This window comes from Desulfovibrio ferrophilus (assembly GCF_003966735.1).
In the GTDB taxonomy this organism is placed as follows: domain Bacteria; phylum Desulfobacterota; class Desulfovibrionia; order Desulfovibrionales; family Desulfovibrionaceae; genus Desulfovibrio_Q; species Desulfovibrio_Q ferrophilus.
This window is the reverse complement of sequence record NZ_AP017378.1, coordinates 2,259,090-2,284,080: the sequence shown is the minus strand read 5'-3', so window position 1 is coordinate 2,284,080 and position 24,991 is coordinate 2,259,090. Positions and strand designations below refer to the sequence as shown.

Below are 24,991 nucleotides of genomic sequence, written 5' to 3'. Positions count from 1 at the left end.
GACAATGAACGACTGCACAACGACCGTGCGCCCGGGAGCGCTGTACATCGTGGCGACTCCTCTGGGGAACCTCGGTGATCTTTCGCCTCGTGCCCACGAGGTCCTGTCCGGGGCGGACATCGTCTTGGCTGAGGACTCGCGTCGCGCCGGGCTGCTGTTTCAGCGTCTGGGCATCAAGTCGCATGGCTTTATCAGCTTTCATGAGCACAACGAGAACGGCAAGCGAGGACAGGTCTTGTCCATGCTTGCCGAGGGCCGTTCCGTGGCGCTCATTTCCGACGCGGGCACACCGCTGATGTCAGATCCCGGATTCACCCTGGTGCGTGCCTGCCGTGAGGCCGGGCATGAGGTGGTTCCGGTCCCAGGACCATCAGCACCTTTGACCGCGCTGATGGCTTGTGGTCTGGCGCCTCAGCCGTTTACATTTCTGGGGTTTCTGCCGCGCAAGGTGGGCGAGCAGCGGCGACTGTTTGAGCGCCACGGGGCCAGTGGCGCGACGTTGGTCTTTTTTGAGCGTAAGAACCGGCTCATGGCCAGTCTGGCGGTTGCCGCTGATGCGCTGGGTGCTCGCGAGGTCAGTGTGGCGCGCGAATTGACCAAGGCCCACGAGGAATTTATATTAGGCCGTTTGGATGCGCTGGATGAATTGGATGTCCCTGAACGGGGCGAGTTCACGGTGGTCATCGGTCCCCCCGAGGAGAAAGGCGAAACCTCCGAGGATGGGATGCGCCTTATTCTGGATCGTGAGCGCGACAATGGGGGCAAGCCCAAGGAAGTGGCTCGCAGGGCTGTTGCGCAGGCAACGGGCTGGACGGCCAAGGCCGCTTATGAATTGTTGCTGAAAATGGACCGCGAAGAGACTGGAAAACCCGGGATGGAATCGGAGTCGAGTTGAGCGCTGAGAGTGGACCACATGCATGGAAGCGCCACCCGACAGCTTCCACCGTGTTTCCCACCGCCCGAATACTGTTCATGTGCCTGATGCGCACGTGGCTGGTGGGCGCGGGGATCAGCACGCGTGGCATGCAGAACCTGGGGTTGGCCTACGCCATGGACCCGGGCCTGATGGCGATCTATGGTGGTGGGGAACGGCTGCGTCAGGCCCGCCAGCGTTACGCTCAGCATTACAATACCCATCCATTCTGGACGCCGCTGCTTGTGGGTGTTTTTCTTGGCATGGAAAAGAAGATTTCCAAGGGGATTCTGACCGTCGACTTGTACGAAAGCGTGCGCGGGACGACTATTTACACCTTGTCCGCCATCGGTGATTCGTTTTTCGGGGGCAGCGTTCTGGTCCTCTGGTCACTGACTACGGCCTGTCTGTTTCTGTCCGGGCACGGTTTTGCCGCCATTGTCTTGGGAGTGACCTGTTTTGCGGCTCTGGTTCTGTTCAAGTGTTGGACGTTCTGGTTCGGATTCAGGGAAGGACTTAATATTTTGCACCGGCTCGGGCGTTGGAACCTCATCAATTGGGGGCAGCGGTTCAAGCTGTTGAATGCGGGGCTTTTGGTGGCGGTGTGGGTGCTGGCCTGGCCTGGCCCCATTGTGTGGTATGAGTGGATTCCGGCGGTAATTCTGTTTGGAAGCGCAGCCGCACTCATATTGAGTACGGGGTTGTCCCGGGAGATTCTGATGGCCGGAGCACTGGCCGTCTACCTTGGGCTGCCTTGGTTGAAGCAACTTGTCTGGTCGTTGTTCTGATGTTTGTGTGTGAACGTCATGTCGCAATGAACTGCGCGCAAGGAGGGGTCACGTGATCGACCAGGGGACTGCCCCAGGCAAAGCATTGAGTGCCGAGGTTCGCGTCGGCAATGAGCTTGGGCTGCATGCGCGCCCGGCTGCCAAACTGGCTCAGGAAGCGCAGCGTTTCGACTGTGATATCTTTCTGGTGTCCGGCGATCAGGAAGTGGATGCCAAGAGCATCCTGGATATCCTGACTCTGGCGGCCCAGCAGGGAGGGCGGATGCAGATTCGTGCAAGTGGAGATGATGCCAGTGAGGCGTTAGAAGCTCTGACCGGCCTGTTCAAGAGCCGGTTTGGTGAGGGGTAGCCAGTGGCCAGAAAGGTCCTGACCGGTATTCCGGTCTCTTCGGGGATTGCCATTGGCAAAGCCCTGTTCATGAATCGCCGCTTGTACGGACGGATTCCGCGTCAGTCCATTGCTCAGCATTTTGTGGAGGGCGAGAAATCGCGCCTGAAGCAGGCCATGGATCAGGCCGTGGAAGAGCTGGACCTCGTACGTGGGCAGGTGCCGAACGAGTTCAAGGAACACGGGCTGATCATCGATTCGCACATCACCATCCTGCGCGATCCCAAGCTCAGGAATCTGGCCTTCGGTTATATCGAAGACATGCGCATCAATGCTGAATGGGCGCTGCTGAAAGCCGTCAAGGAGATGGAGAAGCGATTCGCTGTCATCCAGGACGACTACATTCGTCAGCGTATTCAGGATGTGCGCCTGGTGGCTGATCGTGTGCAGTCCAAGCTGATGGGCCTGTCCCATGAGATGCAGGAGATCGAAGGTCGCATCATCCTGATGGCCCATGACCTCGCTCCGTCGGATACCGCCGGGCTCGAAGTGGACAAGATCATGGCCTTCACCACGGCTGAAGGCGGCAAGACTTCGCACACGGGTATCCTTGCCCGATCGTTGCAGATTCCATCCATCGTGGGAGTCAAGGATCTCGAGGACACCGTCGAAGACGGCGAATTCGTGATCATCGATGCCCTGAAGGGCAGGATTCTGGTGGAGCCTGAAGAGGACGAGCTGGCCGAGTATATTGCCCTTCAGGACCAGTTTGATGGCTATCAGAAAGCCATTGTCCGCAACTGCCATCTGCCTGCCGAGACCATTGATGGTTACAGGGTGCAGGTGCAGGCCAATATTGAACTTTTCGAGGAAGTCGCGGCAGTGCTGGACCATGGTGCAGAGGGCGTTGGGCTGTACCGGACTGAGTATTCCTACATGAATCGCGAGATCCTGCCCTCCGAGGATGAACTGTTCGAAGAGTATCGGGATCTGGCAAGCATTCTGTCTCCGGCCAAGGTCGTTTTCCGTACTCTGGACCTGGGAGCGGACAAATTCATTTCCGGATTTGGCGCCATCGACGAGCGCAATCCGGCTCTGGGGCTGCGCTCCATCCGGTTGTGCCTGCAACACCGCGATCTTTTCAGGTCTCAGATTCGCGCTATTCTGCGGGCCAGCTTGGCAGGCAACACGGCCATGATGTATCCCATGATTTCCGGCCTGCGCGAGTTGCGCGAGGCCAACCGTGTGCTGGCCGAGGCCAAGGCCCAGTTGCGCGACGAGGGGATTCCCTTCAACGAAGAGCTGCCCGTGGGCATCATGGTGGAGTTGCCTTCGGCAGTGATGACTGCCGAGCTGCTGGCCAAGGAAGTGGATTTCTTTTCCATCGGGACCAATGACCTGATTCAATATTCTCTGGGTATCGACCGTACGAACAAGCATGTTTCGTACCTTTATCAGCCTTTGCATCCGGCGATCCTGCGCTCCATCAAGCATGTGGTGGATGCGGCTCATCAGAGTGGTATCGAGGTCAGTCTGTGCGGCGAGGTCGCGTCTGATCCGTTCTGCGTACCCATCCTGATGGGGATGCAGATCGATTCCCTGAGCATGAACCCACAGGCCATTCCCGGCATCAAGCGCATCATTCGCCAGACCACCATGGACGAATGCAAGGAGCTCCTGAGGCGTGTCCTGGAGTGCCGCACCGTGACCAAGATCAACAAGCTGGTCATGGATTCTATTTTCCAGCGCTTCCCCGAAGAACTGGCTTTCTATTCCTCCCTTCTGGACAATGAGGACTTTGTATAACGATATGAGTCAAAAAAGCACATCCGGCACCAAACTTATCGCCACCAACAAGAATGCCCGCCGGTATTACGAAATTCTGGATACGGTGGAGGCTGGCATCGCTCTCATGGGGTCCGAGGTCAAATCCCTGCGCGAGTCCAAGGTCAGCTTCAAGGACGGTTACGTCAGGATTGATGCCAACGGAGCCTGGCTGGTGGGCGTGCATATTGCCCCTTATGAGTTTGCCACCCATTTTGGGCACGAGCCCGAACGACCACGACAGTTGCTGCTGCACCGGCGCGAGATCGACTCTCTGGCTGCGAAAGTAGAGCAGAAGGGGCTGTCGTTGGTTCCTACCAAAATGTACTTCAAGCGCGGCAAGGTGAAGGTTGAAATTGCTCTGGGTAAGGGCAAAAAGACCTTTGATCGTCGTGACGACATCAAGCAGCGCGATATCGCGCGTGACACGGCCCGGGAACTGACCCGCTACAAGTAGGAGTTCCATGTCCGGACTGACTCCAGCACAAGCACGATTTCTGGGCGAACTCTTCCCGGGTGACGGCTTTACTGCCGTGCCCGAGGAGACCTGTGCCTTTGGTGCGGACGCCAGCCGTCTGTTCGAAGCCCCCTGGGCCGTGGTGCGGCCCGAGAGCGAGGAACAGGTGGTCAGGCTGATGGCCTGGGCTCAGGAAGAGGGCATGCCCCTGTTCCCCCGAGCGCGTGGAACCAACGTGGTGGGCGCGTGCGTGCCGCGTGGTGGCGGAGTGGTTGTCTCCACCCTGCGCATGAATCGCATTCTGGAGATCGATGCGCAGGATTTTGTGGCTGTGGTCCAGCCGGGGGTGGTGACTGCCGATCTCCAGAAGGAATTGGACCGGCATGGGCTGATGTATCCGCCCGATCCGGCCAGTGTTCGGATTTCGACCATTGGCGGCAATGTGGCCACCTGCGCGGGGGGCATGCGCGCCGTTAAATACGGAGTGACCCGTGACTACGTGCTTGGAGTACGGGCGGTGCTGCCCGGTGGGCGCGTTCTGTACACCGGTGGGCGTAACCACAAGAATGTGGTCGGGCTTGACCTGGCACGATTGTTCGTGGGCTCCGAGGGCACGCTTGGTCTGTTGACGGAAATTACCCTGAAACTTCTGCCCAAGCCCGAGGCCACGGCCTCGGTTCTGGCCGGGTGGCCGGACACGGATGGTGCCTTGGGTGCCGCACGGGACATCTTTGCGGCCGGGATTCTGCCCGCAGCCATGGAGTTCATGGAACGCGACGTTCTGAAGGCTGTTGCCAAGGTCGGAGAAGTCCCCTGGCCCGAGGGCACGGGCGCGGCATTGTTGCTGCGCCTGGATGGTGGCCGCAAGGCGTTGGCTGCTGATCTAGATCGATTGGAGCAGGTGGTCCGTTCGGCCTCGCCTTCGTTTTTGCTCCGCGGTTTGGGGGCGCGCGAAGAGGAGCCTTTGTGGGAGGTACGCCGGTTGATCAATCCTGCCTCGTTCAAGGTTGCTCCGGATAAATTGTCTGACGATATCACCGTGCCCCGCAGCAAGGTGCGCAACGCTGTGGACGGTATTCGCAAAATTGCCACCGAGGCCGGTCTGACGGTGTTGGTCTTTGGTCATCTTGGTGATGGCAATCTGCACGTCAATGTCATGCATGACAAAGCCGCAGGCGAGGGCGACCGTGCCCTCCAGGTCAAGAGCCAGGTGGTGGAACTGGTATTGTCCCTTGGGGGGACCATGTCCGGTGAGCACGGCGTCGGGCTGACCAAGTACGCGCATCTGGGAAAGCAGCTGTCTCCCCTGGAATCCGAGATTATGCATTATATTAAAAAAGTATTTGATTTCAAAGGGATACTAAACCCTGGTAAAGGCTACTAATTTACTTCCGTCCCTTCTCTTGCTTTCCCCTTATATTGTTGTAAGTGTTTATATTGCATGAGCAAACGCTTTCCCTGTTGATTTGTTCCCCCCAAGTGGTGTAGATGGTCGGTAGCTGATTTGGTTCTGTTGTTTTGGGGGAAACATGATACTTACCGCTGTTCTCGCATGTGTCGTGTTATTGATATTTGCCCTTGTCTTTGGGGGTATCGTTCGTAACGTCCGTACCAATTACTTGCGTGTCATCCGTTCATTGCGTCATCAGAGCTTTGATCTTGAAAACGGGATCAAGGATCTCAAGGCGGATATGCTGATCCGAGAGGTTCGGGTCTCCAATCTTGAAAAGGAGATCGAGAGTCTGGAGCTTGCCAAGGAACGGGAGCGCGCTGCCGCCGCAGCTGGTGATGTCCCCAGCCGAACCATCGTTGAAGCGTTGCAGTACATGGGCAAGATCACGGCCGAGGATGTGCTGCGCGCCAGAACTTATCTGGAAAATACCAAGAGCGGTTCAACGGTCGAAGAAGCCTTGATGATTCTGGGGCTTGTGCGTCCTGAGGATATGGACAGCGCAGCCCAAGAGGCCATGTGAGGATATCGGCATGATGATGGTCTACCTTTCTATTATTGGGCTGATTCTGCTCGTGACCTGCCCCGTGTATTATTGCCGTATGACCAGAGCCTATGCCGATGAGGTCCGGCGCCTGGAACATCAGGTTGCGCAATTGACGGTGACCAAGGAGGAATTGGATTTCGAGGTGGCCGGGCTTGTGGCTCAGGAGGATGAGTTGAACAAGCAGAAGTTGTCGTTAATCGAAGTTGATCCTTCGTTGCCAACGCTGGGGAGCGCCGGAGGGCGAAAGTACAAGAACCCGGAGGCGTATCTGCTGTCAGTGGGTACGATCACGGCCGAGGACATCCAAAAGGCCCAAAAGTTCAAACAGGGTTCGAAAAGTCCATATAATTTGGGTGAGATTCTCGTGATGATGGATACGATCTCGCCAGCTGAATTGTCTTTTGCCAAGTCCAAGGTCAGAGACTGAGGAAGGCATGGCCGTTGCGCGGGGCGCCTTGGGGCGCTTTTTTTGTGCCTGAGAACAGACGACTTGAATGTCGATTGCCTTGTATCGTCACTTTGCGTATTTTCTGGTAAGACTTGTCAATTATGAGAGGCCGTAAGTGGATATACAGACCGTAGCACTGGTGTGCGTTATTCTGCTTGCGTATTTCATTGTGTTGGGTGGACTTGTGTTGAACAAGCGCCGTAAGCTGAACCATGAAATTCGCGGTATGCTGGGCGATTTGAAGGGCTTGGAGAAGGATCTCCTGTCCATTCAGAAGGATGTCCTGCTCAGGCAGGGCCGGGTGGACCTGATCCGCAAGGATGTTCAGGCTCTGCGCGTGGCTATTGAGCAGGAGAAAAAGGCTGCAGCCCAGAGCGATGCTCCCCGGCAGGATATTGTGGGTGTCCTCATGTCCATGGGTAAGGTGACCGACAGTGACCTGCTGCGTGTGACCGCACATCTTGAGGAAACCAAGAGCGGGTCCAGTGTTGAAGAAGCGTTGGTCATTTTGGGAATTGTTTCGCCTGAAGACATGGAAATTGCCACTCAGGAAGTATTGTGAACGAGGTGAATGCCCAATGACAATGACCATCTATATCTATCTTATCCTCGGGTTGGTGTTGTTGGCATCGCCCGTGCTCTACATCAGGATGACCAAGGCCTACGGGGACGAGGCACTCCGTCTGCGTCAGGAAATTGCCCGGATCGTAGTGATGATTGAAGACAAGACCGCCGAGCGGGATCGTTTGAAGGAAGAAGAGGATGAATTGGTCCGTGAGCGTGTGTCTGTGATGAGCGCGCGGAGTGGGGCGCCTTCGTTGGGCGGTGATGATTTTGAGACCCCCGAGGACTTTTTGCTGACCTCCAAGATTATTTCCCAGGCCGATCTCGACAAGGCTGAGAAGTTCAAGGATGATTCCCAAAGTCCTTATGATCTGGGCGAGATTCTGGTGATGATGGATGTGATTACATCTGCTGAATTGTCTTTGGCGAAATCCAAGGTCCGTTCCTGATCGTTTTTATGAATTCAGTATGAATAAAGCGCCTTGCGGCGCTTTTTTTTATGTTCCGAATTCGTCGGTTTTCAAAGGCAGGGTGATGGTGAAGCGGGCTCCCTGTCCTGGAGCGGAGTCCACGGAAATCGTGCCCCGGTGGTTGCGGGTGATGATGAAGTAGGCCACGGAAAGGCCTAGCCCTGTGCCCTCGCCGGGGTCCTTGGTGGTATAAAACGGTTCGAAGATTCGATTTTTGTGCGCAGGATCGATCCCTGTCCCATTGTCTTCAACACTGATCATCGCCAGTGCTGACTTGCGTCTGATGCGCAGAATGAGTTTTGGGGCGGGATGGTCGGATGACGGTGCCATTGCGTGGGCCGCATTAACCAGTAGATTGAGCAGCACCTGTTGTATTTCAGTCTCCGTGCAGGGAACAGGCGGTAATTCTTCAAAATCACGTACGATTTCGATATCTCTGAAGTCGTATTTTTTCTTGAGGTCATAGTCATTGGCCGCAAGATCCAGCGTCTTCTCGATGCAATCGGTGATATCGACGAGCGCCCGGCGTGAATTGCTGGTGCGGCTGAAGTCGAGCATGTTGGCGACAATCTGTGCCGCCCGTTCTCCAGAGTCTCTGATCCCAGACAGCATATTGAAAATACTGCGGCGGCTCATGTATTCCCGCATGGCCTCCAGCGACAACCCCAGTTCTTCGGCGGCATTGACGTTGGCGGGCAGTGTAGAATCGAATCGGCGAATGATATTTTGTGCACCCTGAAGGATACCGCCCAATGGATTGTTGATTTCATGGGCCATGCCTGCAGCAAGCCCTCCCAGGGAGAGCATTTTCTCGGACTGGATCATGATTTCTTCAAGATGGATGCGATCGGTGACCTCGTCCAGACGGACTGCCGCGCCATCGGTGCCGCCTTCGGGCAGGGGATAGAGCAGCATGTCCCAGAAGGTGAGCTTGCCATCCCTTTCCATAGGCAGAGCCTTACAGGAGATGGGCTCGCGGGTTCGGATGGTCTCCTGCAACATGGCATCGAATTCGGAAAGGCCGGAGACTGAACTGGTGAGAGGGCGGTTTTCAAGATTGTCGCTGCATGCCAATCGGGCGGCGTCACTGTTCCAGAGTACGATTCTGCCTTGCAGGTCAACACAGAAGACGGCCGAGGGCATGGCATCGATGATATTATGCAGGTCACGACGGGCCTTGCGCAGTTCCCGTTCGGCCTCTTTTCGCTCCGTGATGTCCAGAGCCGTGAATATCATGCCAGTGTCCTGGTGCTGATCATCTTTCCAGGATGAGGAGAGGATGACATTGCGTCGTTCTCCGTCCTTGCATCTGAAAATGGTTTCCAGAGAGCCATGCCCCGTGAGTTGCACCTGAGGATGCTTGATGCGTGCGACCCTTAAAAATTCTTCTTCATCGGGGTAAAGGATGCGTGCACTTTGGCCTTTCAGTTCTTCGGGCGAGTAGCCGGTCAGACTGCAGAGGTGGTCGTTGACCTGTCCGATGATGCGATCGCGTACTTCTCCGATACCCACAGGGGCGGATCGAATGAGGCTGCGAAGTGCGGCTTCGCTCTGGCGCAGGGCTTCGTTGGCCTGTTTGCGCTCGGTGACGTCGTGGATGATGGAGAACAGAAGTTCCTGATCCAGTATCTTGACTGGCCCGGAGTGGACTTCAACCTCGCGTACCTCGCCGGATGCAAGTCGGTGCTTGAAATTGTAGAGGTTCTGCTTTTGAGTGTGGACTTGCGTTAGACGATGCTTGAGTTCTTCTGTTGGTAGAGTGTTGATATCTGAAATGTTTAGTGTTTTGAGCTTGCTACGACTATAGCCATAAAACTCACAGGCCTTGGTGTTGGCCTCCACGATATTTCCTGTCATCGGGTCGATGAGCAGCATGGTCATGAAGGCGTCTTCGAAGATATGAGAGAACAACTCCAGGTTCTCCCGCATCTTGAGCTCAGCCTGTTTGCGTTCGGTGACGTCGTCTATCAGTGTGACAATTTCACCGGAGGGCAATGCGAAAATAGTGTACTTGCGCCAACCGGATCGTTTGTCGTCCTGGTACAGTTGAGCCGGCAGGTGGATGGTCTCCCCGGTGCTCAGGGCTCTATGGATGGCACTGGGCAGTCCGATGCTTTCCGCATTGGGCAATATCTCGGAGAGTGTATGGCCGAGGACCTGTTCGCGTTTGATTCTGTTGAGGCGTTCGGAGGCGGGGTTCATGTCCCGCAGAATGAAATCGGTGTTGTCGTCGGAAGGGACCCAGATAGCCAAGGCGCTAGCCATATGAGCAAAGACGGCGCGATAGCGAAGATCGTCGCTGCCTGATTTCGGGCGTTGGCCCTGGCGCTGTTCACCGAATGTCGATCTGTTCTGCTTCTGGTCTCTCATGGTGCCGCGGAGTCTTTCCCGGACAGGTGCGGATTGGGTGTGTCCCCCTGTATAGCATGAGGAGAATAGGAAATGAAAGCAGGGAAATCAGGTGAATTTTAGGATCATTTTTTGTGCTGGCTGATGAGCACGCCACCCAGAACCAGAGTGGAGGCCGCGAACTGCTGATAAGTGAATATTTCGCCCAGGAATAGCCAGCCCATGGTCGCTGTGAAAACTGGAATCAGATTGATGAAGGCCGCTGCCTGACTGGTGGGGATGCATTTGACCCCGTAGTTGTAGCAGAAAAAGGCGCCCAGCGTGACGGCGATTCCCAGAAAGGCCACGGCCAGGCATGGTCCTGTGGGGAATGACGTGGGTAGATGGGTGCCCGGCAGTAGCAGGGTCGGTAGAAAAAAGACCGTTCCCGCACCAGCCATGAACATGGTCAGATACAGAGGGCTGTAGCGAGTGGACAGGTGCTTGGAAGTGATGATGTAGCCCACGGCCGAGGCCATGGCCAGGACTTCGAGGATGTTGCCGAGCATCGGATTGGGGGCATCCTCCGTGGCGACGCCGGAGGTTGAAAGCCAGACCACACCCGCCACGGCCAGCCCGAATCCGAAAAGGGTACCGGGGCTGACTTTCTCTTTCAGGATGGGGATGGCAGCCATGGAAACCATGAGCGGCAGCGTGGCCGTGATCATTCCAGCTTGGGAGGCCGTGGTGTATTGCAGGGCATTGGCCTCGAAGACGAAGTACAGGCATGGTTCGCACAGGGCCATGAATACCAGGAATTTGAAGTCGCCGGGCCGAGGGGTGCAGCCCTGTCGGATTCTGGTTGCAAAGGGCAGCATGACGGCAAAGCCCAGCGCCATTCGCCCAAAGATGATGATCATCGGATCAAAGGTCGCAAGGGCGTATTTCATGGCAATGAACGAGCCACCCCAGAGCAGGGAGGCCATGGTCAGTGCCAGATAGGCGAGTAGCGGGCTTGTGGTCTTCATGGGGTTCCGTTTGGGCTGAAGAGTACCCGGTGACATACCAGGGGCTTTTTTCTATCTTCGCCGCGTTTCTCTGTCTATTCGTTTCTTGTCGTCGGCATTGACGCAGGCGAGGTCCGTACTTATCGTACTCCCGGCGTAGGCCGGGAACGTATCTGCATGCAGCAAGACAACGACATCACAGACGAGAAGCAAAAGCCACAGTGTATTCTCTGTGGCAAATGCCTGGAGGTTTGCCCGCTGTTGGCTGCCACGGGGCGCGAGGAATTTTCGCCACGGGGCAAGCTGCTGCTGTTGTCGCGTCTTGCCGAAGCCCCGGAAACGCTGTCCGAGGCTGATGCCGAGCGGCTGGCTTCACTCTGTCTGACCTGTGGCCGCTGTGCCAAGGCCTGCCCCCAGGGAACTGATGTTCCGGCCGAGGTGTCGCGTTTGCGGGCCAAGCATCCGGGCTTTCAGCGCTGGTTGTGGAAGACCTGGGTCGAACGCTCTGGCCTGCTCTGGCCCGCCGCCGCCAAACTGGGAAATGTCTTGAAAGGCAAGCTCCCGGGCAGATCGGATGGTGTGGCAGCCGGACTGGCTTCCAAGCTTGCGACCATGGGCCTGGGCGGGGAGCTTGTCCCCTGGATTGCTGCAGAGAGCTTCGATGCTTGCCCTCAGGCCCCGAAGATCGTACTTTTCCCGGGCTGTCTGGCTCGAAGTGTTCGCACTGACTGGACAGACAAGGCCCTCTCCCTGTTAAACAGGCTTGGAGCCCAGGTGCAGGATGCCCCGGATTGGGCTTGCTGTGGCGGGACTTTGGGCCACGCAGGGCTCCTTGAACGGCAGCGCGAGGCGGCCCGGACCAATGTCCGTGCCTGGCGTGAGGCCGGGCGGCCATCCATCGTCACCTATTGCGCCTCCTGCCATCATGGTTTGGCGTCGTATATGGATCTTAATGGACTGGAGTTCGAAGACGGCGAGGTCGAGGTCTGGACCAAGGCTCTGGTGCCACTTTCCGAATTGGTGGCTTGCGGGCGATTTGGTGTGGTCGATGCGGCCCCTGAGCAGGTGCATTATCACCAGCCCTGCCACGCCCCCGAACCGGACCCGGACAGGGCCTGGATGACAAAGGCCGTTGGGGAGCGATTGGCCCCTGTGGACGGTAAAGCCTGCTGCGGGATGGGCGGAGTGCTGCAGATGGCAGCTCCCGGTTTATCCTCGCAAGTCGCTGGAAATTTATGGGAAAGCATGCGGCCCGCTCCCGGAGATCAGGTGATCACCGGATGCAGCGGCTGCTGGTTGCAGTTGGCTTCCACAGCCCCCGAAGGGGTATGTGTGGGGCATTGGCTGGACCTCCTTCAATACATTGAGACGCCGACCCCGTAAGGGGCGGTTCGCAACGAATACCAACCAGGAGAACTCGATGCTGAGCTCCATCAGCCGGAAGCTTTTCGGCACCAAGAATGAACGCTACCTCAAGAAGTTGGATCCCCTGGTGGACAAGATCGGCGGCCTGGAAGGCGAAATGCGCAAGCTCGCTGATGAAGATTTTCCTACCCGCATTGCCGATTATAAGCAGCAGGTGGAAGGCGGGCGCAGCCTGGACGACTTGCTGCCTGAGGTTTTTGCACTGGTTCGCGAGGCCGGACGCCGTGCCTTGAACATGCGGCACTTCGACGTGCAGCTCATCGGCGGCGCGGTGTTGCATCAAGGCAAGATCACCGAGATGCGAACCGGTGAAGGCAAGACCCTGGTCGCGACCCTGCCCGTGGTGCTCAACGCCCTGGAAGGCAAGGGCGCACATGTGGTCACGGTCAACGACTATCTGGCCAAGCGTGATGCCGAGTGGATGGGGCAGCTGTACTCGTTCCTGGGGCTGACCACGGGCGTTATCGTGCATGGCATGGATGACGAGCAGCGCAAGGCCGCTTACGGCGCGGATATCACCTACGGAACCAACAACGAATTCGGGTTCGACTATCTGCGCGACAACATGAAATTCTACCTCGATCAGCTGGTGCAGCGTCCCCTGCACTACTGCATCGTTGACGAAGTTGACTCCATCCTCATCGACGAAGCGCGGACTCCGCTGATCATCTCCGGCCAGGCCGAATCCTCGGTGGGCATGTATTCCCAGATGAACAGCATTGTGCCCAAGCTCCAGGCCGATACCGATTTCACGGTGGATGAGAAGGCCAAATCCGTGATGCTCACTGACGAAGGTGTGGCCCGTTGCGAGGAAATCCTGCAGATCGACAACCTGTTTGATCCTGCCAACATCACCTTGCAGCACCATGTGCTTCAGGCCTTGAAGGCCCACAAGCTCTTCCAGCGTGACGACGATTATATCGTCAAGGACGGCCAGGTCGTCATCGTCGATGAATTCACAGGTCGCCTCATGCCTGGTCGCCGTTTCTCGGATGGCCTGCATCAAGCCCTGGAAGCCAAGGAACATGTCAAGGTCGAGGCCGAGAACCAGACCCTGGCCTCCATCACCTTCCAGAACTTCTTCCGCATGTACAACAAGCTCTCGGGCATGACCGGTACGGCGGATACCGAGGCTGTGGAATTCAGTCAGATTTATGGACTGGAAGTTTTGGTCATCCCCACCAATATGGATATGGTCCGTTTGGATCAGCCCGACCTGGTCTACAAGAATCAGGAGGCCAAGTACCGGGCCATTGTCGAGGAGGTCGCACGGTTGCACAAGAAGGGGCAGCCCGTACTTGTGGGTACCGTGACCATCGACAAGTCCGAGCTGATTTCGAAGATGCTCACCAAACGTCGGGTTCCGCACAGCGTCCTGAATGCCAAGCAGCACGACAAGGAAGCCGAGATCGTGGCCGATGCAGGCCTGCGCGGCAAGGTTACCATTGCCACCAACATGGCGGGCCGTGGTACGGACATCAAGCTGGACGAAGAGACCAAGGCCTTGGGTGGATTGTATATCCTTGGAACCGAGCGCCACGAATCCCGACGCATCGACAACCAGTTGCGTGGTCGTTCCGGGCGTCAGGGTGACCCCGGTGAATCCCGTTTCTATCTGGCCTTGGACGATGAATTGATGCGTCTGTTCGGTTCCGACCGTATCGCGAGCATCATGGAGCGCTTGGGCCTGGATGAGGACGATGCCATCGAGAACAAGATGGTCTCCAGAGCCATCGAGAATGCCCAGAAGCGGGTTGAGGGACACAACTTCGATATTCGCAAGCAGCTGCTGGACTTTGATGACACCATGAACCAGCAGCGCAAGGCGATCTACTCCCAGCGCCGTGACATCATGGGCGCAGAGGAAGCTGAGCTGGAAGAGATGGTTCATGAGTTTGTGGAGGAATTCCTTGATGGATTGTTGACCGTGGTGACCACTGCCAAGGAGCCTGTCGAGGAGGATATTGAATATGCTGCCGCCAAAATGGAGGAAATATTCAACTACGCCCCGGCCCAGGAACTCAAGGAGAACCTGCCTTCCGTGGACGATGCGCGCGGTGTGATCCTCGGCAAGTTTGAATCGTTGAAGGCCGGAGCCCCGGATATCTACAACGAAATTCTGCGGTTCTTCCTGCTGGAAAGCCTGGATCGGAACTGGAAGGAACATCTGCTGAACATGGATCATCTGCGCGAAGGCATTGGCCTGCGCGGCTATGGTCAGAAAGACCCCAAGCAGGAATACAAGCGTGAAGGGTTCGAGATGTTCCAGGAGATGCTGGAGCGGATCAAGGAGAATACCTTGCGTGCCCTGTGCCGCCTGCGTCTGAAGACCGAGGTGGCCGAGGATGACTTCCAGCACAAGGATACGACCAAGGACGTGAAGATGCAGGGCGGGGGTGAAGCCAAGAAGCCCGAAACCGTCCGTCGCGAAGCGCCCAAAGTGGGGCGCAACGATCCCTGTCCTTGTGGTTCGGGTAAGAAATACAAGAAGTGCTGCGGCGCCTAGTCGGGCGCTGAAAAGCGCATGTTCGCGGTGTCATTTCGGCGCGGTCGAACCCTCGTGTATGTTTAGATACACGTCGGTCTCGGCCGCGCCTTATTTCTAGCGCTCAAACGCTTTTGAGCGCCCGAGGGCAGGCTGTTGAAAAACGCCTGCCTGCTTCGTTGTTTCAGGACAGTCAAACTTTCGCATATGTTTTAATATGCGTCGGCCCTGATTATCTCTGGCGCCTCGCTCACACATTTTTGAACAGCCTGCTGGATCAGGTGACGACCATCTGCTTCATTGTTTTAAGAATTAATCCAGACCTCGTGTATGTTGCGTACGCGAGGTCTTTTTTTTGTCAGACAGTGACAAAGCCCCTGACCGTGGAGTCGATCAGGGGCTTTGCTATTGGGAAGGTCAGTTGTTGCGAGATTAGTGCGTAACAGGTTCTGCCACGGGGAAGGTCATGTCATAGAGCCAGTTGAAGCCCATGGTGTAGATGGGCACAACCAGAATGAAGCTCAGATTGACGGTCAGGGCGGTCAGCAGGTCATAGCCCAGCCACCACATGCCCGCAGGCACGCAGACCAGCAGGAAGCTGCCCTCAAAGCCCAGGCTGTGCAGAAGCCGCAGAAAGAAGCCTCGCGGATACAGGGGCTTTCCCTGGTGCAGCAGCAAATGATCGAAGCTCAGGTTGTAAGCATAGTTCCAGATCATGGCCAAAGTGCTCATGGCAACACTGTAAGCCCCGAGTTTGCCGGGGGACAGGTCTAGTGCCCAGGACAGTATGGGCACAGCCAGGGTAATGAGCAGCAGTTCGTAAAGGATGGTATGGCGGAAGCGATCGGTTTTGGTTCTCACGGGGAATCTCCAGAGAGGGCTGTACCTCGGATTGACGTTGTTTCGCGAGAAGAAATATCTGTTCTGGTGATGAATTAAAGTTGGCTTCTATCTATAGTTTAGATAGAAAGAGGGATGCAATTTTCTCTGGAACAACTGGAAGCCTTTGTGGCGGCTGCGGATGAAGGCTCATTCTCTGCTGCGGGTCGGCATCTGGGCAAGGCCCAGTCTGCCGTGAGCACCGCAGTGGCCAATCTGGAGATCGACCTCGGGGTGTCCCTCTTTGACCGTGGCGGCAAGTTGCCGCTGCTGACCCTGGAGGGAGAAACTCTGTTGCGCGAGGCTCGTTCCATCTTGTTGCGCTGTGCCGAACTCAGGGACCGGGCCTGGGCCTGCGCAGATGGGGAAGGCGGAGTGGTTCGCCTTGCCGTGGATGAGGTGGTGCCCCATGAGTTGATGCTCGAGGTGCTGGTGGAGTTTGGGCGGCGCTATCCTGGTGTGGAACTGGAAATCCTCTATGGCGTGCTGGGAGACGTGTTGGGCATGGTGCAGTCGGGTCGGGCTGACTTGGGAATGCTTGTTCCCGTGGGGCCGCCCCCGCGGGAAGTACCACATCGATTGGCCGGGGCGTTGGGTTTCAGTCCTGTGGTCGGATCGTCGCATCCCTTGGCGACATTGACCGAAGTCAGTGCCGCGGACCTTGCCGCTCATCGTCAGTTGGTGATTACCAGCCGAGGGGGTGACAAAGCCCCTGAGGAGATGGTGTTTGGTTCACGCATCTGGAAGGTCGAAGGGTCGTACATGATCCGCGACCTGTTGTTGCAGGGTGTCGGCTGGGGCATGGTCGCCGACCATCTCATTGAGGACGACCTTCGTGCGGGACGGTTGGTTGTGTTGCCTGTGGTCGGAGTCTTTTCCGGTCATGCTGATCCTGTCTACGTGCTGCGCGCATCGGGTTCAGCTCTGGGAGCGGCTGGGCGCTGGCTTGCAGAAGCGCTTGAACGGGCCGTGGCAGCGAAAGAATGAAGATTCAGGGCAAGAGTTGAAAAATGATCTTGCCGTTTCTGGCCGGACATGATTTTCCCAAATCTAAGGCATGGGCACGAAGCTGTAGCCTACTGTTTGAACCTGATGGCCGCACCGTTTACACCTCTTCGGGCCGAGTGTAGGGTGGCGCTTCAATGAGGAGAACAAGATGTTGATACCCCAAGGATACAGATTTGCCGTGGCCGCTGGCGGGTTCAAAAAACCCGGTCGGTTGGATCTCGGTGTGGTTGAGAGCAAGGTCCCTGCCGCTGCAGCAGGAGTATTTACCACCAACAAATTTCAGGCAGCACCGGTTCTGGCTGGCCGTGAACTGCTGGAACAGTCCGAAACCGCTCGCGCCGTGGTGATCAATTCCGGGCAGGCCAATGCCTGCACTGGCGATGAAGGTCTGGAAAACTGCCGTGTGACCCGCGAACTGATCGCTCAGAATCTGGGCCTTCAGGAAGATGATATTTTGCCGGCCTCCACGGGGGTCATCGGCGATCAGTTGAAGATGGACAAGTGGTCCGAAGCCATGGAGCAGGTCCGCGAGAGTTTCGGCAAGGCCGATCCCATGGATATGGCCAAGGCCATCATGACCACCGACTCCTTCCCCAAGCTGGCCTGGCGTTCCATTGAAGTGGACGGGCGTGAAGTCCGTGTGCTGGGCATGTGCAAGGGCGCGGGCATGATCTGTCCGAACATGGCGACCCTGCTTGGACTGATCCTGACCGATGCAGGCATTGATCCGGCCTTGTGGCGGCGTATCATCAGCTGGGCCGTGCAGGAGAGCTTCAACCGGGTCACCGTGGACGGGGATACCAGTACCAACGATACGGTCTACGGCTTGGCCAACGGCGCTTCGGGCGTGACGTTCCTGGAAGGGGCCGAGGAAGCCCTGGCTGCTGCGGTCCTCGATGTCTGTCAGGATCTGGCCTACCTCATTGTGCAGGATGCCGAGGGCGGCACGAAGATCGTGCAGATCGATGTGGTGGGAGCCAAGGACGATGCCCAGGCCGACCTGGCTGCACGAGCCGTTGGCAACTCGCCGCTGGTCAAGACGGCCATGTACGGCAAGGACCCCAACTGGGGTCGCATCGCCGCAGCACTGGGACGCAGCGGCGCTGATTTTGATCCCAATGAGGTCAGCATCAGCATCGGGGCCATCGAGATTTTCAAGGATGGGCAGCCGATATCGATGGATATCGATAGCATGTTCGCCCCGATCCTGGATCGTCAGGATGTCGAGATCAAGGTGATCCTGGGCTCTGGAGAAGGGGAATCCTACCTTCTGGCCTCGGATCTGACCCATGAATACGTGACCATCAATGCCGATTACAGGACCTGATGGTTCAAGGATAAATGGAACACATGAGCTGCAAGCAAAGTGATGATTCAGGCTGTGGCGGGCACATTGCCGCTGGCAAGCCGGATCAGGATCGGATGAAGCGACTGGCGGATTTTTTGTTTGAAGTGGGCATGCTGCGCAAGACTCCACGCACCGGCTACCAGTTTTTGGGCACCGGTTCGGAGAACGTGGCTGAACACAGCTTTCGTACCGCCGTTATTGGCTATGTGCTGGCGAATATGGCCGGTGCGGACGAGTCGCGAACCACGCTGCTGTGCCTGTTTCATGATCTGCATGAGGCCCGCACCGGAGATTTCAACTACGTCAACAAGATGTACAACGAGTCCAAGCGGACTCAAGCCTTGAAGGATGCCACTGCGGGTACAGGGCTGTCCCAGCCGATTCTCGGTATGTGGGATGAGCTGGAGAGTGCTGATTCTCTGGAAGCCCAATTGGCTCAGGACGCAGATCAGATTGACCTGATCCTGAACCTCAAGGAGGAATTGGATCTGGGCAATCGCTATGCGGGCAAGTGGATGGAAAGTGCTCTGGAGCGTCTGCGTACTCCGCAAGGCCAGGAATTGGCACAGCGTATCTCGACCACCGACCAGAGCGATTGGTGGTATCTGGGGCCGGACAAATCCTGGTGGGAGCGTAAGAACGGCAAGAAGTAGTGCGCTTGGCACCGTTGGTTGTCTGGTGATTTGATAAAATGAGGCGCGGGAGTAAGATCCCGCGCTTTTGCGTTGTGAGAACAGAAGAATTGGCGGTACAAGGATTGTCCTGTCTTGATCTGTTTGGTATCTATTCAAGTATGGAAAACCTACATCATATCCCCAAGGGCTCTGCCAAGAGCGATAACGGTGGCGGCTTAGCTCTGTCTGACATGCTCCTCGAAAATCTGTTCGACGGGGTCTACTACGTGGATCGGGATCGCACGATTACCTATTGGAACAAGAGTGCGGAGCGCATCACCGGCTTTGACCGCTCTGAAGTGCTGGGCTCGTCCTGCTCGCATGGTATCTTGAGGCATATCAACGATATGGGGACTGAACTCTGCGATCATGGTTGCCCGCTCAAGAAGACCCTGCAGGACGGCAGAACCAGAGAAATCGAGGTCTTTTTGCATCACAAGGATGGACATCGGGTGCCCGTCGCAGTCCGGGCCGCACCGGTGTTTGATGATCAGGGAGGAGTGGTCGGGGCGGTGGAGGTCTTCAATGATATTTCCAGACGAAAGAATGTACTGAAGGAACTGCAGCAGTTGCGTCAGGAGGTTTATCTGGACGAGTTGACCCAGATCGGCAATCGCAAGTTCGCCAATCTGACTCTGGACGCCCGCATGGTTGAGCAGAAGGAACACAAAGTGAATTTCGGAGTTGTCTTCTGTGATATCGACCATTTCAAGCGGGTGAATGACACCTATGGCCATGATATCGGCGACAGGGTGCTGAGTATGGTCGCCCGATCGCTGGAAGGCTCCCTGCGCGAGATGGATGTGGCGTGCCGCTGGGGTGGTGAAGAATTTCTGCTGATCATTCCCAATACCGATCTGGAAGGTCTGGGAACCATCGCCGAACGTGCAAGGATGTTCGTTGAGCGTTCCTGGTTCGATCTCGAAGAGCAGCGTATCAATGTGACCATCTCTATGGGTGGGGCCGTGCTCGGGGCGGGGGAGACCATGGATTTCCTGATCCGCCGGGCAGATGAAAACATGTACGCGAGCAAGCAGGGGGGCAGGAACCGGGTGACTCTTTCCTGAACCCTGATGAATTCTGTTGCCATCATCCTGTGAGGAGAGCATAAGGCGCCTGATCAAGCCAATTTGGCGTTCACCTTATCCTGAGCCGCTAGGGCTTTTGGCATCGAAATGTTCAGAATCCGTCCTATCTACGATATTCGGCTTCCCATGGATCGCGTGGCAGTGGGCAAAGTGCAGGAGTTGCTGCGCGAGCGTTTTTCGGACATCCCTGCTCACGAGGTTGAGCAACTGCCTGCTCTGCTCGCCAATCCATTTCTCAAGCAGTATCGCACCATTCTCTTTGTGGCGGAAAACGGCCGCGGGGAGTTGCGCGGGTTTGCTCTGCTCTGCCATTTCCCGGACCTTGAGTTCTGTTACCTAGACTATATTTCCGTGCGCCAGCGTGACGGTGGCGGGGGAATTGGCTCGGTTCTGTATGAACGAATCCGTGAAGAGGCTCAGGCGCTGGGCGATACGGCCCTGTTCTTCGAGTGCCTGCCCGATGAGAAAGCACTCTGCGCATCGCCGGAAACCCTCAAGGAAAACGCGGCTCGCCTGAGGTTCTACGAGCGTTACAATGCACGCCCGATCATCGGAACCGCCTATGAGACTCCCCTGACTCCGGGAGGAGATTGTCCACCGTATCTGGTGGTGGATTCCCTTGGCAGGAGTCTGCATCTGTCCCGCAAGCGGATTCGTTCCATTGTCCGTGCGATTCTGACTCGAAAGTACCATGGAATCTGCCCGCAGGAATATACGGACAAGGTCGTCGAATCCTTCACCAAAAGCGAGTTGGAACTCAGGCCCGCACGCTACGGCATTCAGGCCGAAATCGAGGCATCAGCCATCTCGCGCCTCAGTCAGGACAAGCGCATCGCGCTGGTCATGAACGACAAACACGACATTCATCATGTGCGCGAGCGGGGCTACGTGGAAGCACCCGTCCGTATTCCCAAGATCCACAAGGAACTGATCAAGTCCGATCTTTTCGTGGAATCAAGGGTCCGCCATTATCCGGAGTCAGCGATCATGGCTGTTCACGACAAGGATTACGTGAATTACCTGAAGCGGGTCTGCGCCAAACTGCCCGACGACAAATCCATCTATCCCTATGTCTTTCCCATCCGAAACGCCTCGCGACCTCCGCGCGAACTGCCCGTTCGGGCGGGGTACTACTGCATGGACACGTTCACTCCGCTCAATGCCAATGCCTGGAAGGCCGCTAAAAGGGCCGTTGACTGTGGTCTGACAGCAGCTGACGAACTTCTGGGGGGGCGCAGGGCTGCCTACGCTCTGGTCCGCCCTCCGGGGCACCATGCGGAGCGCAAGGCTTTTGGCGGGTTCTGTTACTTCAATACGTCCTCCATCGCCGCTCATCGTCTTTCTACCCTCGGGACCGTTGCAGTTCTGGATATCGACTATCACCATGGCAATGGTACGCAGAATATCTTTTATGATCGCAAGGATGTGCTGACCGTTTCCATTCATGGGCATCCGCGTTTCGCCTATCCCTATTTCAGCGGGTTCTCCGAGGAGGTCGGGCAGGGCGCCGGTGAAGGCTACAACAGGAATTTCCCTCTTTTGGAACGTGTTGATGGGGAGAAGTATCGCAATACCCTGCGACGGGCTTTGGCGTTGATCAAGGATTTCAATCCGACCTTCCTCGTCGTGGCCTTGGGTCTTGATCCGGCCAAGGGGGATCCCACAGGCACGTGGAGTCTGCAGGCCAGGGATTTCACCGCCAACGGTCTCCTTATCGGCGAATTGGGGCTGCGGACGTTGGTCGTGCAGGAGGGGGGGTATCTTATTCGCTCCCTGGGGATAAATGCCCGTTGCTTTTTCCAGGGGCTCCACGAGGGAGCAACGCGAGCTCTTCGGCGGTAATTTCATTTGCCCGCGGGTACTGCGTCAGAGGATGCGAGTTCATTGTCTGCAGGGATTTCTCTTTGTCGGAAATATCCACTGATCATGATTTGTACCTGCTAATTTCTCAATACTTAGAGTGAAAACAGCGCGTCAGTTTTATTGGTCAGACCAATTGACGAAGAGAGTCTGTAGGTGTATTGGTCAGACCAATTGCTTGTTCAGCAGCATGATGGAGATTACGATGAATTCGGCGAATAATGTTGGAATGACGGGAGAGACGGCGTTTGCCAAGGCCGTGGAACGGATTCGGCATCTGGTCCGGTCTGGCGAGATATTGCCGGGCGGACGGTTGCCGCCCGAACGGCAATTGGCCGATGAGTTCGGCCTGTCGCGCAGTTCCGTGCGCGAAGCCATACGCGCCCTGGCCGAGCAGGGCATTCTGGAGAGCCGTCGTGGAGCCGGTACCTTTTTGGCGCCAGCCTCGGGTGCGACGCTTTTGAAGCGTCTTGCGGTGGCCGCTCAGGGGCAGAACGCCCGGGTGTCCCAGGTGTTCGAATTTCGGCGTATGCTTGAGCCACAAATGGTGCGTAAGGCCGTGGTCAACGTCACGGATGAGCAGCTGGAGCAAATGCGCGGAGCCGTTCGGCGCCAGGAGTTGGATATCGAGACCGGTGGTACAGGTCGCAGGCAGGATAGGCAGTTCCACCGTCTGGTGGCGGAGGCCACGGGCAATCCTCTGGCCGTGGAGGCTGTGAGATCCCTGGCAAGTCTGTTTGATGTTCCTCGCGCCAAGCAGTTCGATAGCCCCGTGCGGGACCGTGCTTCACTGGAGTCCCACAAGCGGGTGCTTAACGCCATCGAGGCCAGGGATCAGGATCTTGCCGCAAAGGAGATGGCGCGCCATTTGAGCGAGCTTGAACAATTGATTTGCGGTACTGAGGAATAGACCGGCATATCTGTTCGGTCAGAGTGTTTTGAGTTCTAATGATATGGAGTAATCGTTGGTGTCCGCCTCTTGCAGAGCGAATGCACTGCCGGTTTTAGACATTTGGTCGGTACTTCCGGGGCATCGGTCATGTATCCATTCTTCAAGAAATAGGGCGTTGTGCGCTCGGGAGAAGCAGTGATGAAAGAAGTTCGTGATCATGCACGTGAGTTGATGAAGGGATTCTGTCGGGTTTGCCCGGTCTGCAATGGCAAGGCCTGCGCCAGTGAAGTTCCCGGTATGGGCGGCTTGGGGACGGGATCATCATTTTTCAACAACATGAAGGCCCTGGAAATGGTTCGTCTGCGTCTGCGTCTGGTGCATGATGCCGTGCAGCCCGATACGGCGACCAGCCTGTTGGGTATGGACCTTGCCATGCCCGTTTTGGCCGCACCCATCGGCGGTGTGTCCTTCAACATGGGTGGCAAGATTTCCGAGGAAGACTATATCGACGCCGTGCTTGCCGGGTGCAAGGAAAAGGGCATCGTAGGCTGCACCGGTGATGGCGTGCCCGACTTCATCCATGAGGCCGGCAATGCCGCCCTCGTCAAGTTCGGGGGAATTCCGTTCATCAAGCCCTGGGAATCCGACGAACTGTTCACCAAAATCGACAAGGCCGCCGCTGCCGGGGCTACGATTTTCGGCATGGACCTTGATGCCGCCGGGCTGGTGACTTTGCGCAAGATGGGGCGTCCCGTGGCTCCTAAATCTCTGGATCAATTGAAAGAGATTGTGGAACGCACCCCTGGTAAATTCATCCTGAAGGGCGTGATGACCGTGGAAGATGCGCGTCTGGCCGTGGAGGCCGGGGTGGATGCCATTGTCGTGTCCAACCATGGTGGTCGTGTGCTGGATTATGCCCAAGGCACAGCCGAGGTCCTGCCCTCCATTGCCGTGGCCGTGAACGGCGACATGGAAGTCATCGTAGATGGTGGTATCCGGACCGGCGTGGATGTCCTGAAGATGCTGGCCCTTGGTGCCGATGCCGTGATGATCGGGCGCCCCTTCTCCATCGCCGCCGTGGGTGGTCTGGCAGAAGGTGTTGGCAAGTATCTGGACCAGCTGCGCGGTGAGTTGGAACAGGCCATGGTGCTGACTGGCTGCAAGTCCGTTGCCGATATCAACGAACGTGTCCTGGCCTAGCCAAGACAAATGATTGTCTTAGGGCAATCTCCAATAAAACTAGGCCTCCTCTGTCATCCGCCCACCGCTTTCAGCAGCGGGCGGAAGAGGATGCAATACGCCGAAAAGGGACGCCCGGCGGCCTTTGGCGAGATACCCAAACACAGGGAATTCTATTGATATGTCTAGCTTCCTCTTCCTCTATATAGCCGCGGGAGCGCTCGCAGGTGTCCTGGCCGGGCTGTTCGGCATCGGCGGCGGGTTGGTCATCGTGCCCATCCTTGTCTACTGTTTCGGCATTCAGGGGGTGCACCCCGACATTCTTATGCAGGTGGCTCTTGGCACCTCGTTGGCTTGCATCCTGTTCACCTCGGTGTCCAGTGCTCGCTCGCATAACAAGCGCGGGGCTGTGGATTGGAGCACGGTCAAGCGCATCGTGCTGGGCATCCTGATCGGTACCTATCTGGGGTCCGTGCTCGCAGCATGGCTACCGTCGGATTTCTTGAAGGGCTTCTTCGTCATCTTTCTCTACTACGTGGGTGCGCAGATGCTCTTGGGTAAACAGCCCAAAGCCTCGCGCGATTTGCCCTCGGCCCTGCCCATGTTCGGTACAGGTAATTTCATCGGCGTGGTCTCCAGCCTTGTAGGCATTGGTGGTGGTACGCTGTCCGTGCCGTTTCTTGTGTGGTGCAATACGCCTATGCATCGGGCCATCGGCACTGCCTCGGCCATCGGCTTCCCCATCGCCGTGGCCGGGACGCTGGGATTCGTCATCAACGGCTTGGGCGTGCCTAACCGTCCCGACATGACCCTGGGCTTTGTCTACCTCCCGGCGCTCGTGGGCATCGTGGGCATGGGTGTGCTCATGGCTCCGGTGGGGGTGCGTCTGGCGCATAGTCTGCCCGTGCCCAAGCTCAAGAAGGCCTTTGCCGTGCTACTGTTCGTGGTAGGTACCCGGATGCTCATGAGCTTGTTCTAGGTTGGCGCCTGGCTGATTCGACTCGCAAGGGCCGTCCATATGGACGGCCC

The 24,991-nt window shown here is 56.9% G+C and carries 23 protein-coding genes; 20 read left to right on the top strand and 3 right to left on the bottom strand.

The features are described from left to right. The first annotated feature begins 4 nt into the window (after positions 1–4). The 10 genes from rsmI to EL361_RS10585 all read left to right on the top strand — a co-directional run bounded on the left by rsmI (position 5) and on the right by EL361_RS10585 (position 7,768). The gene (gene rsmI, locus EL361_RS10630) at positions 5–895 is read left to right on the top strand and encodes a 16S rRNA (cytidine(1402)-2'-O)-methyltransferase (protein WP_126381425.1); all 891 of its coding nucleotides are present in this window, start codon (positions 5–7) and stop codon (positions 893–895) included. After that, complete coding sequence (locus tag EL361_RS10625; RefSeq protein WP_232034757.1) at positions 892–1,701, top strand: PTS system mannose/fructose/sorbose family transporter subunit IID; 810 nt, start codon at positions 892–894, stop codon at positions 1,699–1,701. The genes rsmI and EL361_RS10625 overlap by 4 nt, the downstream gene beginning before the upstream one ends. 52 nt (positions 1,702–1,753) lie before the next feature. Then, a complete protein-coding gene (locus tag EL361_RS10620) occupies positions 1,754–2,050 on the top strand; it encodes an HPr family phosphocarrier protein (RefSeq protein WP_126379310.1) in 297 nt (98 codons plus the stop codon). A gap of 3 nt (positions 2,051–2,053) precedes the next feature. After that, on the top strand, positions 2,054–3,835 hold the full coding sequence (ptsP, locus tag EL361_RS10615) for a phosphoenolpyruvate--protein phosphotransferase (protein ID WP_126379308.1): 1,782 nt from the start codon (positions 2,054–2,056) through the stop codon (positions 3,833–3,835). Between the two features lie 4 nt (positions 3,836–3,839). After that, a complete protein-coding gene (gene smpB, locus EL361_RS10610) occupies positions 3,840–4,310 on the top strand; it encodes an SsrA-binding protein SmpB (protein WP_126379305.1) in 471 nt (156 codons plus the stop codon). Positions 4,311–4,317: 7 nt separating this feature from the next. Continuing rightward, positions 4,318–5,694 carry an FAD-binding oxidoreductase gene (locus EL361_RS10605; protein WP_126379303.1) on the top strand — a complete coding sequence of 459 codons (1,377 nt, stop codon included), beginning with the start codon at positions 4,318–4,320 and terminating at the stop codon, positions 5,692–5,694. A 145-nt stretch (positions 5,695–5,839) separates the two neighbouring features. After that, complete coding sequence (locus tag EL361_RS10600; protein ID WP_126379301.1) at positions 5,840–6,283, top strand: hypothetical protein; 444 nt, start codon at positions 5,840–5,842, stop codon at positions 6,281–6,283. A 10-nt stretch (positions 6,284–6,293) separates the two neighbouring features. After that, the gene (locus tag EL361_RS10595) at positions 6,294–6,734 is read left to right on the top strand and encodes a hypothetical protein (RefSeq protein WP_126379299.1); all 441 of its coding nucleotides are present in this window, start codon (positions 6,294–6,296) and stop codon (positions 6,732–6,734) included. Between the two features lie 136 nt (positions 6,735–6,870). Beyond that, positions 6,871–7,317, top strand: a complete 447-nt coding sequence (locus EL361_RS10590) for a hypothetical protein (protein WP_126379297.1) — start codon at positions 6,871–6,873, stop codon at positions 7,315–7,317. Positions 7,318–7,333: 16 nt separating this feature from the next. Further along, positions 7,334–7,768: a hypothetical protein gene (locus EL361_RS10585; RefSeq protein ID WP_126379295.1), complete on the top strand. Its 435-nt coding sequence runs from the start codon at positions 7,334–7,336 to the stop codon at positions 7,766–7,768. A 48-nt stretch (positions 7,769–7,816) separates the two neighbouring features. Here the strand turns inward: EL361_RS10585 and EL361_RS10580 are convergent, their stop codons facing one another. Together EL361_RS10580 and EL361_RS10575 are read right to left on the bottom strand one after the other, a co-directional pair. Continuing rightward, positions 7,817–10,159, bottom strand: coding sequence for a PAS domain S-box protein (locus EL361_RS10580; protein ID WP_126379293.1), 2,343 nt, complete (start codon positions 10,157–10,159; stop codon positions 7,817–7,819). A gap of 104 nt (positions 10,160–10,263) precedes the next feature. After that, positions 10,264–11,145, bottom strand: coding sequence for a DMT family transporter (locus tag EL361_RS10575; RefSeq protein ID WP_126379291.1), 882 nt, complete (start codon positions 11,143–11,145; stop codon positions 10,264–10,266). A 156-nt stretch (positions 11,146–11,301) separates the two neighbouring features. Here EL361_RS10575 and EL361_RS10570 point away from each other — a divergent pair, with 156 nt between their 5' ends. Together EL361_RS10570 and secA are read left to right on the top strand one after the other, a co-directional pair. Then, entirely contained in the window at positions 11,302–12,507 is a 1,206-nt protein-coding gene (locus EL361_RS10570; RefSeq protein ID WP_126379289.1) for a (Fe-S)-binding protein, read from the top strand. 37 nt (positions 12,508–12,544) lie between these two features. After that, entirely contained in the window at positions 12,545–15,055 is a 2,511-nt protein-coding gene (gene secA / locus EL361_RS10565; protein WP_126379287.1) for a preprotein translocase subunit SecA, read from the top strand. 411 nt (positions 15,056–15,466) lie between these two features. Here the strand turns inward: secA and EL361_RS10560 are convergent, their stop codons facing one another. After that, positions 15,467–15,895, bottom strand: coding sequence for a PACE efflux transporter (locus EL361_RS10560; RefSeq protein ID WP_172961714.1), 429 nt, complete (start codon positions 15,893–15,895; stop codon positions 15,467–15,469). A 114-nt stretch (positions 15,896–16,009) separates the two neighbouring features. Here EL361_RS10560 and EL361_RS10555 point away from each other — a divergent pair, with 114 nt between their 5' ends. The 8 genes from EL361_RS10555 to EL361_RS10520 all read left to right on the top strand — a co-directional run bounded on the left by EL361_RS10555 (position 16,010) and on the right by EL361_RS10520 (position 24,941). Beyond that, a complete protein-coding gene (locus EL361_RS10555) occupies positions 16,010–16,900 on the top strand; it encodes a LysR family transcriptional regulator (RefSeq protein WP_126379283.1) in 891 nt (296 codons plus the stop codon). Between the two features lie 169 nt (positions 16,901–17,069). Continuing rightward, positions 17,070–18,248 carry a bifunctional glutamate N-acetyltransferase/amino-acid acetyltransferase ArgJ gene (gene argJ / locus EL361_RS10550; RefSeq protein WP_126379281.1) on the top strand — a complete coding sequence of 393 codons (1,179 nt, stop codon included), beginning with the start codon at positions 17,070–17,072 and terminating at the stop codon, positions 18,246–18,248. A 95-nt stretch (positions 18,249–18,343) separates the two neighbouring features. Then, positions 18,344–18,922 (top strand): HD domain-containing protein, encoded by a 579-nt coding sequence (locus EL361_RS10545; RefSeq protein ID WP_232034925.1) that lies wholly within the window; start codon positions 18,344–18,346, stop codon positions 18,920–18,922. 140 nt (positions 18,923–19,062) lie between these two features. Continuing rightward, on the top strand, positions 19,063–20,010 hold the full coding sequence (locus EL361_RS10540; protein ID WP_197723432.1) for a sensor domain-containing diguanylate cyclase: 948 nt from the start codon (positions 19,063–19,065) through the stop codon (positions 20,008–20,010). Positions 20,011–20,118: 108 nt separating this feature from the next. Beyond that, positions 20,119–21,873 carry a histone deacetylase family protein gene (locus EL361_RS10535; RefSeq protein WP_126379277.1) on the top strand — a complete coding sequence of 585 codons (1,755 nt, stop codon included), beginning with the start codon at positions 20,119–20,121 and terminating at the stop codon, positions 21,871–21,873. Between the two features lie 223 nt (positions 21,874–22,096). Then, positions 22,097–22,801: a FadR/GntR family transcriptional regulator gene (locus EL361_RS10530; RefSeq protein WP_172961713.1), complete on the top strand. Its 705-nt coding sequence runs from the start codon at positions 22,097–22,099 to the stop codon at positions 22,799–22,801. A 180-nt stretch (positions 22,802–22,981) separates the two neighbouring features. Next, a complete protein-coding gene (locus EL361_RS10525; protein ID WP_126379273.1) occupies positions 22,982–23,983 on the top strand; it encodes an alpha-hydroxy-acid oxidizing protein in 1,002 nt (333 codons plus the stop codon). 160 nt (positions 23,984–24,143) lie between these two features. Continuing rightward, positions 24,144–24,941, top strand: a complete 798-nt coding sequence (locus EL361_RS10520) for a sulfite exporter TauE/SafE family protein (RefSeq protein WP_126379271.1) — start codon at positions 24,144–24,146, stop codon at positions 24,939–24,941. Positions 24,942–24,991 lie beyond the last annotated feature (50 nt).